Annotated in this window: 12 protein-coding genes; all 12 read right to left on the bottom strand. The window is 34.8% G+C overall.

The genetic code is table 11. The features are described from left to right. Positions 1–23 precede the first annotated feature (23 nt). Genes AC570I_RS00810 through AC570I_RS00865 form a run of 12 tightly spaced genes read right to left on the bottom strand, consistent with a single transcriptional unit; the run spans position 24 to position 11,943 of the window. Positions 24–857 (bottom strand): FkbM family methyltransferase, encoded by an 834-nt coding sequence (locus AC570I_RS00810; RefSeq protein ID WP_497403500.1) that lies wholly within the window; start codon positions 855–857, stop codon positions 24–26. Next, positions 835–2,139 carry a glycosyltransferase gene (locus tag AC570I_RS00815; protein ID WP_497403505.1) on the bottom strand — a complete coding sequence of 435 codons (1,305 nt, stop codon included), beginning with the start codon at positions 2,137–2,139 and terminating at the stop codon, positions 835–837. The genes AC570I_RS00810 and AC570I_RS00815 overlap by 23 nt, the downstream gene beginning before the upstream one ends. 3 nt (positions 2,140–2,142) lie before the next feature. Next, complete coding sequence (locus tag AC570I_RS00820) at positions 2,143–3,114, bottom strand: acyltransferase family protein (RefSeq protein WP_497403507.1); 972 nt, start codon at positions 3,112–3,114, stop codon at positions 2,143–2,145. Further along, a complete protein-coding gene (locus tag AC570I_RS00825) occupies positions 3,104–4,327 on the bottom strand; it encodes a glycosyltransferase family protein (RefSeq protein WP_497403509.1) in 1,224 nt (407 codons plus the stop codon). The genes AC570I_RS00820 and AC570I_RS00825 overlap by 11 nt, the downstream gene beginning before the upstream one ends. Then, a complete protein-coding gene (locus tag AC570I_RS00830; protein ID WP_497403512.1) occupies positions 4,324–5,349 on the bottom strand; it encodes a glycosyltransferase in 1,026 nt (341 codons plus the stop codon). Before AC570I_RS00830 ends, AC570I_RS00825 begins: the two co-directional genes overlap by 4 nt. Beyond that, positions 5,346–6,341 carry a hypothetical protein gene (locus tag AC570I_RS00835; protein WP_497403514.1) on the bottom strand — a complete coding sequence of 332 codons (996 nt, stop codon included), beginning with the start codon at positions 6,339–6,341 and terminating at the stop codon, positions 5,346–5,348. Before AC570I_RS00835 ends, AC570I_RS00830 begins: the two co-directional genes overlap by 4 nt. After that, positions 6,328–7,278: an alpha-1,2-fucosyltransferase gene (locus AC570I_RS00840; RefSeq protein ID WP_497403516.1), complete on the bottom strand. Its 951-nt coding sequence runs from the start codon at positions 7,276–7,278 to the stop codon at positions 6,328–6,330. The genes AC570I_RS00835 and AC570I_RS00840 overlap by 14 nt, the downstream gene beginning before the upstream one ends. Then, positions 7,229–7,927, bottom strand: a complete 699-nt coding sequence (locus tag AC570I_RS00845; protein WP_497403519.1) for a hypothetical protein — start codon at positions 7,925–7,927, stop codon at positions 7,229–7,231. Before AC570I_RS00845 ends, AC570I_RS00840 begins: the two co-directional genes overlap by 50 nt. A 48-nt stretch (positions 7,928–7,975) precedes the next feature. Further along, complete coding sequence (locus tag AC570I_RS00850) at positions 7,976–8,935, bottom strand: glycosyltransferase family 2 protein (RefSeq protein WP_497403521.1); 960 nt, start codon at positions 8,933–8,935, stop codon at positions 7,976–7,978. Next, positions 8,928–9,686: a class I SAM-dependent methyltransferase gene (locus AC570I_RS00855; RefSeq protein WP_497403524.1), complete on the bottom strand. Its 759-nt coding sequence runs from the start codon at positions 9,684–9,686 to the stop codon at positions 8,928–8,930. The genes AC570I_RS00850 and AC570I_RS00855 overlap by 8 nt, the downstream gene beginning before the upstream one ends. Then, complete coding sequence (locus AC570I_RS00860; protein ID WP_497403529.1) at positions 9,686–10,621, bottom strand: glycosyltransferase family 2 protein; 936 nt, start codon at positions 10,619–10,621, stop codon at positions 9,686–9,688. Before AC570I_RS00860 ends, AC570I_RS00855 begins: the two co-directional genes overlap by 1 nt. Continuing rightward, on the bottom strand, positions 10,618–11,943 hold the full coding sequence (locus AC570I_RS00865) for a glycosyltransferase family 4 protein (RefSeq protein WP_497403531.1): 1,326 nt from the start codon (positions 11,941–11,943) through the stop codon (positions 10,618–10,620). Before AC570I_RS00865 ends, AC570I_RS00860 begins: the two co-directional genes overlap by 4 nt. Positions 11,944–11,951 lie beyond the last annotated feature (8 nt).

Here is an 11,951-nt window from a genome sequence, read left to right on the forward strand (position 1 = left end):
AACTATGACTAGTCGGAAATTTTTCACAAAGGATAGGCTATTATTTCTGCACTTAAAACAGTGCTATCAAATTCAAAGGCTTTGGTGTGTCCATAGCCATCAATGCATTCAAAGCGATAATTGAATGAACTTAAAAATAAAAAGATTGCATCAGGTGCATTCAATGCCTTAAGCTGGTAGGTCCGGTCGTATTCAAAAATGATTGTCGGCCTGTTGCTTTCTATAGTTAATGTTAAACCTTTAAGCGCTTCCAGTTCATAGCCCTCAACATCAATTTTAATAAAATCAATTCTCTCAAAGCCCAACTCATTAACTAAGTCATCTCCCTTAATGCAGCTTATGGTTGTGTTTTTTATTCCTCCTTCTAATAAGCTAAAGGCTCCTGGGTTTTTAGCTTCCGGATCAATATGGATTTGAATCTCTTTTTTTTCATTAGCCAGTGCTTTTTGTATAGTGGTGACATTACCAAAACCATTTAAAACAACATTATTTTGCAAGGCCAAAAAATTTAGCTTTACCGGCTCAATAGCAATTACTTTACCTGTTGGGCCTGTTAATGTAGAGAAATAAAGGCTGTGGAAGCCAATATTTGCTCCTACGTCTAAAACAACATCGCCAGGGCGAATTAAGCGTTTAAAGTGTTTTTTCACCCAAGGCTCATAATCGCCAATGTAATAAATGCTTGCTTCAATGAAATTATAGGTGTCTACATTGACTCTAAAATCCTTGTTTAGCGTCAGGACGGTTTGCTTCACCCCGCCTAATTTTCCACGGTCAAATAACCAGGCAAAAATTCTGAATTGTCCTTTAAACCCTTGCCGCCTTAAAATATATCTATATAGATTTTTTAATATCATTCGCAATTACCAAGTTAAAAATCTCGCATTGTTTTTTTGTAGTCGCCCTTGCCCTAAACTCTTCAAAAGCTTCCCAGTCTGTTTCTGGTTTGTTCAAGCTATTATTAACAACAGCATCCAGAAAACATGAAATGGTCACCATTGCTTCCTTGAAGTTTAAAATATCGGCAACATATCCGGCTTTACATTCAATGAGTGTTTGAGCAGCACTACTTTCCATATTAAAGACCGACAAAATTGGTTTTTCGGTCATAATGTAGGGATAAATTTTAGAGGCAGTATAAGCAGGCTTTTCATGTCCCGGTATGAATAGAGCATCTGCGTATTGTAAGTTGTAAATGCTCTCATAAAAAGAAATCCTGTCGGTTTGTTCCGTCACGTAGTCGCCAACACCAAGTTTTTCTGCTACACTTAATAATGTCTTTTCACCATTTCCTAGTGGAGCATAACTTGTACCTATAAAATGGAACCTGATCCTTTGATAAGTATTAGGATTAGCTTTCAAACCTCTTTTAAAGGCTTTGAATAGTATCATTACTGCTTTTTGCATATCAAATCCGCCCCTTCCAACATAAACAATGTGTTTGTATGCAGGATTCGCATCAAAAGCCAGTTTTAATTCTGCATGATGTGCTTTAGCAATTTCCAAATCTTTTTTAAAACCACCAAATGTTATGGTTGATGCAGGTATATCCGCCAAATGCGGATATCGTAAAATCAAATCATCTGTATAAGCATCTGATACTGAAATCAACCCATCAACCTTTTTCATTGCAATCGGTTCGAGGTATTTGTCCAGGTGATAAGAAAACCAGTATTTTTCAGGCCTTTTGTGTTTCGGTTTATCTTCATAGTAATTGGTAAACCACGGATCCTGCATGTCGATAATGTATGGAACCCCAAACTTTTTTTTCCAGTATGCGCCTAATATGCAAACAGGAAACTGTGTAGTCGAAAAGTATATCAGATCGAATTTTCCCCTTTTTAATAAACGGTTTACATAAAGCTTATAAAACCACATTGATCTCAATGCAATGCTTCCCAAACCAAATTTTTTAGTCAAGCCCTTAGGCAAGGCATTCACATGGTGTATTTTAATATCTTCAGGTACCGATTCACTTAATAAATAATCGAAAACAGCATCAGTAAATTCTTCTTTTACCGCTACCACCTCAACTTCCCAGTCGAAATCTTTGAAAAATGGTAAACTCATGCGTATGCGCTGCATATCTGCGGCATTAGATGGAGCAAAATAAGGGGATATGATGAGCGCTTTTTTCAATTGTTAATTAGAATTAATCTTCATTTTCTTTAAAGTTAAGTTTTTACTCCATTTTATTGATGGTAGTTCAACTAATAGATAAAAAACGTATGCCACAAGGATTGAAAAAACTAATCCAATAACCAATCTTAACATTTCAGAATCATGCAAAAAATTTACATGTCTCAAGGTGATAATCATACCTCGCCCAATTTCCCAATGGATTAAATATAAGCTATAGCTTATGGTTCCTAGCCAAAGTAGAATCCTATTTAATAAATTTGATTTTGGATCAGGGAAATAAAGAATCACTAAAATTGTGATGCAGGAGATGATGCTCTCTGGAATTCCATTTGCAAAACAAATAAAAATAAGGACTACCAAACAGCCCATTACAAAAAGAGTGTGGGGCATCCGCAAGTACTTATATCTGAATAGAAGAATTCCCAAAGCAAACATCCCAAATGAATGTGGTAAAAAAGTATGTGGAATAATGAAAGATACTAGAAGTGTTACAGCAATGGCTATCAGGCAAGTAATTGATTTCTTTAAAATAAAGAATATATAAAACAGGCCAAAAAAGAGGTAAAATTGAAATTCTAAACCTAAGGTCCAAAATACAGGGGAAATCCAGTTTAATCTTAAAATTCCGTTGAGATAACCTATGTGAAATATTAAGTTGCTGAATTCTGGCAATTCTTTTTTAGTTAGCAGTATTAACAATAGCGATATGCCTATTGCTACAAGATAAGGTGGATCTATTCTGATCACCCTTTTCATTAATTGATTGAAAAAATTATGAATCGAATAATTATTCTTATACATGCTATAGGGCAGCACAAAACCACTTATAACAAAGAAAATTTGTACTCCAAGATAACCGAAACTGCCAGAATTTCTAATATTTAAATTTAAACCACTACTTCCACTTAAATGAAAATAGGTAACAGACATTGCTGCAATGCCTCTTAATATATCGATTATCTTAATCCTCATTTCGAAGCAAGCGACCTATAATTTTTGTTATTTTCTGGCCTTCTATTTCCCAATTAAATTCGGTTTGACCTAAGTGATAGGCATCTGTCTTGTGCTTTAATAGCAGTAACCTATCATCATAGTAACTATCTAATGTTTGTGCTAAATCTTCAGGATTGTTATTTGTAAATAATTTACCTATTGCGGGGAATTTATTTAACAGTTGAAATTGTGCCAGGGTATTACTAGCGATAGTTGCCAGCCCGATTTGGATGTATGTAAATATTTTATTGCTTAATGCAAAATTGTTGTTTTGCGAAAATCCAGGCTCTGTTGCCAATCCGATGTCAAATTGACTCGCAAAATCAAATATTTCATCTGATGCAATTTGTTGATGAAAATGGATTGAACTTCTTTTTGTTAGGAGTAATTGGCTTAGCGCCCCTTGGTAAGCAGAAGCCACTTCACCAAGAAGATGAAGCTCAAAGCTATTGGTAGAGATATTTAAGGCATCAATGACGTTTTCCAGGCCACGATTCAGCCCTATTGTTTGCGAAAACCAAAATAATTTCAAACTACTGCTTAAATTATTTTTGACTTTTAAATGCTTTTTCTCAAATACGTTTAAAATGGTTACCGCATTTTTATTAAAAATCTCATTATATGCTGAAGCAATTAACGGGCTGGAGGCACTCATGTAATTTACCTTTGGTATATAATCATCTTCAATTAATATATGAAGTTTTGCTTCATAACTATTAGGATTATCATTTACCTCAAACCGGTGAAAATCTTCGGCGTCAAATCCCGAAAATGTTTTATGAAAATCAGCTGCCTTTACAGCTGCCGGGAGGGCGGCTAAATTATGAGCAATATAAAGGTCTGCCTTTATTTTTTTGGCTTCTCTTGTTAACCCTGCTGTACATCTTCCAATTGAATGGAACCCGATTTTTTTACTATTGGGGAACAGCGAGGCAAGAGAGCGGAAAAGTTTATGCACAATTCTACTATACCAATAGATGAACGGGTTGGTATCAGGAGCTCCTCCAACCCTGAGGCTAGTCCATGTTTTGTTTTTTAAAAGCTGAAGATCCATTTCAGTTCCCCATTTGTTCCAGTATTGATATAGCACGGTAATATCATACCCTTTTTGAGATAAAGCATCGGCCTCTTTCACCATTCTTGGGTTTAAGGACGGCTGAGTCGAGGTGATAATTACAATTTTAAATTTCAAGAGCGTTCAAATAAGGTTAAATATTCACTAGCCACAACTCGTACATCGAATCTGCTTTCTGCATTCAGCCTGCATTTGGTCCTGTCTATTTGATCAAGTTTCGGAATTGCCAATATCACCTCGTTAATACCTGATACCGCAAAGCCGTTAATGTTTTCCACAATAACTTCATCCACGGCACCTTTTGCAAAACCTATTACAGGTGTTCCACATGCCATAGATTCTGCCATAACCATTCCAAAGGCTTCCCGTATATCAATAGGAAATAACAACGCTTTTGATTTACCCAGATAATAATTTTTTTGTTCATCGTTCACCGGGCCAACATATTTGATTTGTTTTTGATCAATAAACGGTTCAATTTCTTCTTTAAAATATTGTTGTTCGCTTTCAATGTCAGAAATATTTCCGGCAATTATTAAACTATTTTTGGTTTTCTTTGCAACCTCAATAGCGATGTGACAACCTTTAACTTTATCGAGCCGGCCTAAAAACATTAAAGGCGCATCAGGTGCAATTTTAGTTTCAAGTTTATATTTTCGAAAATCTATTGCATTGAAAATCCTTTTCCAATTTCCATATTCTTGAACATCTTTAATACAATCTGTACTCGGGCCTGTAAAGATCAAATTCTGGTGAGGTAATTTAATAATATGCTCGATGTTTTTGACATGAACCTCTCTGCCATATGTCATTATTTTTTTTACTTTAGTATTTAAAATAGGAATCAGGTACATTAGCCTTCCGAAATTATGCACCAGATCATATTTTTTTCTGTTTAGATATAAAAATTTCCAGGCCGATAAGGTCTCCAAAAATCGCTGGATTTTGGACCTTTTTAAATCATTTTTTCCGAATGCAAAAACCCCACCCTGAATGTAAGATCCTGGACCGGCCAACAAATCTACCTGATGGCCTCTTTTTGCATATTCTTCTGCAAACATTGCCACTAATCTTTCGTGCCCGCCATAAAGTGGAGGAGGAATAGGTATGCCAGGGTCCATTACAAGTAATATTTTCATTTTAAAACGGAATTATAAATTTCATAATATTGCCGGGCACATTTTTCTAAAGTTAAATTATCTAAAATATAATTTCTAGGTGCAAATTTATGTTCACTGTTAATGGTGTTGAATAACTTAAGAGATGACTCAAAATCTTCAATGGCTTTAAACTTAATACCACACCGATCATCCCAGTAAGGTACTGATGAAACGGATTGGAATTTAACTTTATTAGGGAAATAATAAGGGTCTTGCCAAAAGCTACCTCTATCCCAAGCTAGGATAGGGATATCGGATGAAAGGATCTGTTGGTAGGCGAAGCCCTGGGTTTCGTGTTCACAAAGGAAAATTACAGCTTTGCAGGTGCTAAGTTTTGCCGCCAGTTCTTCAGTTTTATATGAACCATATCTGATGGTTTCAAAAGTTAAACCCTGAGAATTTAATGTGTTAGTGATGGGGGTATATAAGTTCGGAATAAAAATATCCCGATCCCATCTAATTTTATCGTAAATTAAAAAATCAACAAGAGGCTTTTCAATATTTACCTGTGGTGCCCATTTATCGGTATCAATACCTGCAGGCCAAGCTGAAACCAGATTGCCGTAATAAGGCCTGCACATCTCAACCATCCATTCGCCGGGAACCAGCATGTGTTTTACATTTGGATATTTTTCAAAAAGAAGTGGTTCCTCAATCGGATGGGAGAAAACACCAGCTCCGAATAAAATTGGATTTTTGAACTTTTTTTCAAAAATTAAATGTGGCTTTCCAATTACGCCTATGAGTGTATCAGGTTTTTTTTTTGCGTAGGCATAATCGTTAAACCGATAAGGAATATTCAACCTGTCTAACCCTTTCATTAACTGAAATGCTATCATCATCACACCTCCAGGCGCCTGCTTACCTCTAATAATTCTTCTGATCAGTTTTCGTGGATAACGATCATATTTTACCCATCTATCGGATTCGGGCTCTTCGTAAAATAAATTTAATACTTCAGACTTCAACATGTTCAAAAATATCTCCGTTTGCAAAGGTATCCTGGGCAATAATTTCACTAAATTCCTGAAGATTTATTAGCTCATCTTTGTATTTCAAAAATTTTAATGGAATTTTTCCGATAAACGATGCCCACATAGAAAAAGTGCTCGGTGGGCCAATAATGTAATTACAAATGCTTAAACCATATAAATCTTCAATGGACTTAGCGTTTTCTATTTTAAAGGTTTTAAATGGATGAAAATTTGCTAAATCAATTTTTTCATTGCTGCAAATAAGAAAAGTTACCCTTCGGTTTTGCTTATCAAACATCGCCTGGATTTGCCTCATATATGCGTAATAAATGTTATTGTCGAAGTAATAAAGACCATTAAAAAAATTGTCATAATCCCCCCTTCTAATGTGGACCCCAACTATTATAGATTCTTTAGGCTGTTGAGAGAACGCAAGCAAAACTTTACTGATACTTTTTTTATTTGGCGAAAAAATATTGCTGATTTCCTGATGAAATTCGGCAAGGAGCTTAACATCATTTCTTCTTGTTCCATTACCCGTAAAGAACACTAATTTCTTATGCTCAAACTCTTCTTCACTCCATACTTCATTTCGCCAGCGTTCTCTATCTACTTTAATATTGATTATTTCCAGCAGTTTATTTGGCAGGCGCTGAACTAAATTTAATGTGAATTTTCTAATGTAAATGTCTAGGAAATCAATCCTAGTGAGTCCGAATCTAATACTTGGATAACGATTTACATTTTCAAAGAGGTGAATATTGTCTTCGAAATATAACGAAATAAGCGTTGTGTTATACTTTAAGGCCCTGGCGATCAATGGAGCTTGATACCAAAGTTGGTTGCATAACTGCCCAGGTTTATCATTAAGAAAAATCATTCTTCTATTCGCTAATGAAATCGATTTTAGAAGATCCGGCAATAAAGCCTTCAATATTTATTTGATCAACAAAAATGTAAGCATCCCGGGATTTTATCACCCTAAAAAAAGATTGTTCCAGAGATAAGGTAAAGGGTGTTCCAATAATATTCCTGTTAAAGAAAATTTTCTTAAAAATCCCTTTAATGCCGCTACTATCTCTTGCATAAGCAATCATTTCATAGATCCCATTCGTTAATACTAATTCGAGCGTTTTTTTATTTCGAATAAGATAGGCTCTCGTGCTAAAAAATGGAAAATTACTTTTGGGATCATAACAAACACCAAGTATTTCTTTGTCTTTCAATTTCTCGATGAGTTTTTCTAATTCAAAGTTTTCATTAGGATAATATCTGCCGCTGATTTTAAAAATTAATTCATTATCAGGGAAACAATATAAGTTATTTAAAATCAATAAAGCTTCGTTCAATCCTTTATTTTCAAATGTATATTGTGGGATTTGACGGATTTTCAAACCCGCTTGAGTTTCAGTAATTAATCTTTTGGAATCGATCACATCGATAGAATTATCGATCAGAAAAACATGATTGAAGCCGGCTTCAAAAAGTTTGTTAATTGTATTAATGGTTTGTAAATATCTTTCTTCTACGGAAAAATAGGAATGTGCTGACGGACTAATTGTTGAAGTTATAATAGCAATCATTTTTTATCGTATTTAAACATAAAAATGGGTTTGCAACAGTGTTGAATGTCAGAAATAAAGCGAAATGTAATTCTTATAATATTGCGCATATTTGGCAAGCTTCCAACTCATTCTTTTTGCTATGAAATCGATGATTTTCCCACCAAATTTAGGCTCAAGATCGGCACCTCCAAATTGGTTTATTTTTTCCGATATGTTTTTGGTCAACTCATGATATTTAGGGAAAATTAAATATAGCAATCCCTGATAGGCATTTGCAATAAACTTATTTACGCGCTCACTGTCTTCATATTCGCTTAATAAAGTAGCGGCAATTGTGATGGCTTTGTAACCAGATTTATAAGCGCTTTCAGTAGTTTGGCTCGACAAACTATTTGGTACCTGTCTGTAATACAATACTGCATTTTCGCAGTAATAAATTTGTTTAGCTTTTAAGCATAACCGGGTAAAAAATTCGTAATCATTAATGTAGGATAGTTCTTCGTTCCAAGGGCCTGCGGTTGCAATTAAATGCCTCGAAATAAGCCAACGCCCTCCCTGCATCATGTTACTCGAACCACTTAGTAAAAAATCAATGGGTAAAAGATGTTTCCACTTCTCCAAATTATAGCTCTTCGCAGTGCCATCTGCTATACTGTTGTGGAAGTTTACACAATGTGAAAAATACAAACTTTGCTCATCCACATATAATTTCATCATATTCGATAAATAATCTGAATCGATCAAGTCATCTGCATCAAGAAACTTAATTAATTGCCCGCTCGATTTCGACAATCCGTAATTGCTTGCATAGGATTGACCTTTGTTTTCATCCGACCGATAAATACGTATCCCTTCAGATTCGTATTTCTTTGCAATACTATAACTGATATCAGTAGAGCAATCATCAACAATAATAATTTCTTTATTTTTCCAGGTTTGGTTAATTGCAGACTCAATGCTTTGCGCTAAATATTGCGCCGCATTATAAACCGGTATGATGATTGAAATTAGTACTTGATTAGCCACGTTTAATTTTTTTGTAATACAGGTTTACAACAGACGAGGGTAAGCGCTTTAATATTTGTAATTTGTAGAAATTATGGTACCTTTTATTGAGAATATTTTTGATGTCCCATAGTATGCTTTTACAGTAATTACCTAGGGTGATGTCTCGTTCATTGGTTTTATTTAGCCATCTTTTTATTCCGCCGAAATGGCTTCCTCCTCCATATTGGGTATCTTGTGGGAAATGATGTATGCTTTTCTCTTTTTCAATAAGGGAAAGGATTTTGCCTTTCAAATGAGACATGGATGGAATTTTATCGATGTCGAAATCAATCAGTAAATTATTGAGTTTCTGATATTCATTGTTTCTTATCAATGAATCTAAAATTGCGTATTCACTTCCTTCACAATTTAGTTTCATCACTACATGATCTTCAGAATTAATATGTTTTTTAAAAAAGTCGGTGGCTGATATAAAGCTGCAAAGCTCTTTTTTTTCAAAGTTTTCTGTGTATAGGGCATTATCATAAGCTGCGTGATCATTAAATATACTTGCGGCTTCCGATCCCGGGTAGTTGATATACAGCTCTTTATTTTCGTCTAGCAAACCACAATTATAAGCCCTAATCCTTTTATCTTTTATTAATTCGATTTTTGTAAAACATACTTTTGTGGGTTCAAAACAATATATAATATCAAAATTATAGATGGGATCAATTACTGCTTCTAAAGTCTGCCCGTAGTGTCCGCCAACATCAATGAATATTTTCATTAAATCAATCTTAAATTTGGTTTAAAAATCCTGATCATTTTTTCCCTTAGCCATACTGAAAAGAAAGGATCTATTTTTGTTAAAAAATTGAATAAGCGATTCCCGTTTGTTGCGTTTGGAAATCCCAAGGATTTACTTAATGCTATGGCTTTTTTAATATATACCCAATTTTGAAATACCGATAATGATGAGATGCAGGCCCAAAGTTGCTCGGAAATTTCACTAGGATAAAGGCTTCCATGGCTTTTTGCAATTTTTTCCAAAACATGAAAATTAGCCATGGCACATTTAAGTCCATTCGAATTAGACATGCTCTGTTCATGCCAATAATTAATGCAGGTAATGGTATTTAAATAATCAAATCTCAATCCGTTTTTTGCAAGGTTGATGTGAAATGCATTGTCTTCATTATAAAGCACGTTGGGATCTAGATCAAAACCTCCAGCTGCTAAAAAGCTACTTCGCTTGTAAAGGCCAAAATTCACTATTTTGTTTGAAATAGCGTATTTGAGGGGATTATCCGACAGTAAAGTCTTATTGTGATTTGCGGTACCTAACATTTTTTTGGTAATAAATTCCCTGTATTCGAAATTAAGTATTAAAACATCGAAATTAGCGGATTCATTGTCTATCCAGCGGTGCATTTCGCTCGTAAAATTGGATAACAACAAATCATCGGCATCATGGAAGTGCAACCACTCCGATTTAGCTGCCTTTGCCAATTCGTTCTTCCCAAAGGAACAACCTTGGTTTGTTTTACCTTGAAATATGGTTACACCAAATTTTAGTGCAATTTCTCTGGTATTATCTGTACTACAATCATCATAAACTAAAATTTCATCAAATAATACTTCTTGTTTTAGTGCAGATTCTAACAAATCGCCTAAGCAATTTTGAGCATTATAGGCTGGTATACACAATGAAATGGAACTCATCGGGCTTTTAATTTATTAACCATCCGCTTTAAAACATATTTCAACAATGGTTTCAATGGTTGTTTATTTAGAAGATGTTCGACCTTGTACTCCGTTTGGATAGGTGAATAGATGGCAGCAAAATATTTGTTATGCTTTTTTGGTTCAAATGAACTTAAAAGTGCTTCATATAGCAACAAATTTTCTGGAATAATATTTTTTGAGCAAAGTGAAATTTTAATGGTTTCAAAAGCTGCATTAGTTAATTCTCTATATTTTTTATCATTGCATTGAGTGAGGTCTTTTATACAATCAGCAAGTGCTAACGAATCATATCTGGAATATTTATAACCATTTACAAGATTCTCAATTAGTTCCGAAGCCCCCGCTCCATCAGAGCAGATTACTGGAATTCCGGCGCCCATATATTCCAAGCAGGTAAAATTAAACATGTCCCATGTTGATGGAACAATGGCGAATTTTGCACTTTGCTGTACCTCCAGGATTTTGTTATTGTTTACAGCGGCATACGGAATAATCTTATTTTTCCAGATTTTAGGGAAGTCGTTCTGCAGTTGTTCAGATTTTGACAGGCCTTCACTGTATGCCGTATCGTTTCCGTACCATCTTATTTCCGGAGAATTATCCTTGAGTTCTTCAACCGCTTTGCAAAGAACATCAGGGCCTTTCCATTCCTGCACCCGACCGCAAACTATGGCAAAATTTTCTTTCTTCGAAGTGTGATCGATGCTTTCCTTGTTTAATTCGTATACCGGGTAAATCAATTCAATATCTTTATCTACAATTGATTCCCAATATTGCTGGTTGGATTTGCTGTAGGTGATCAGAACGTCAGATTTTGTTAGGAGATTTAGTTCGGTTAATCGATTAATATCTCCGCTAAGCTTATCTTTTAATTCCTGTTGTTCCAGTTCTATTTGGCCGTAACTCCCATGAAGTCGTGTAACAACCGGTTTATTGTGGTTTATTAACCAGGGAACATATCCTAAACCAAAATCAGTACATTCAATAAGATCGTAATCTTTTCCTTCATTCATCTGCTCCCACATTGCCCATGCGGCAGAAATATTGTGCTGATATTCAGGAAAAAGACTAAAAGCACCGAATTTCTTTAAGTTAGCTTTAAAAATATCCGGGTTCAGGTATTCTATATGTACATCATCCTGTATGTAGGTTTCATCGCTATAGGTATAGCCACTTCCTACAATCACATGTATTTCAGAACAGAATGGGTAAAGTGCCTTGATATAATGTAAATAATAAGTAGAGATGCCACCACCCGAATGAGGGTAATATTCTGGTAAAATAAAGAGTATTTTCAAAGTTTCAT

The organism is Pedobacter sp. A2324, assembly GCF_059693705.1.

What these genes read in the sequence shown, in the direction of transcription:
- AC570I_RS00810 (WP_497403500.1), bottom strand. Translation starts at nt 857, where the DNA reads ATGATATTAAAAAATCTATATAGATATATTTTAAGGCGGCAAGGGTTT.
- AC570I_RS00820 (WP_497403507.1), bottom strand. Translation starts at nt 3,114, where the DNA reads ATGAGGATTAAGATAATCGATATATTAAGAGGCATTGCAGCAATGTCT.
- AC570I_RS00830 (WP_497403512.1), bottom strand. Translation starts at nt 5,349, where the DNA reads ATGAAAATATTACTTGTAATGGACCCTGGCATACCTATTCCTCCTCCA.
- AC570I_RS00835 (WP_497403514.1), bottom strand. Translation starts at nt 6,341, where the DNA reads ATGTTGAAGTCTGAAGTATTAAATTTATTTTACGAAGAGCCCGAATCC.
- AC570I_RS00845 (WP_497403519.1), bottom strand. Translation starts at nt 7,927, where the DNA reads ATGATTGCTATTATAACTTCAACAATTAGTCCGTCAGCACATTCCTAT.
- AC570I_RS00855 (WP_497403524.1), bottom strand. Translation starts at nt 9,686, where the DNA reads ATGAAAATATTCATTGATGTTGGCGGACACTACGGGCAGACTTTAGAA.
- AC570I_RS00860 (WP_497403529.1), bottom strand. Translation starts at nt 10,621, where the DNA reads ATGAGTTCCATTTCATTGTGTATACCAGCCTATAATGCTCAAAATTGC.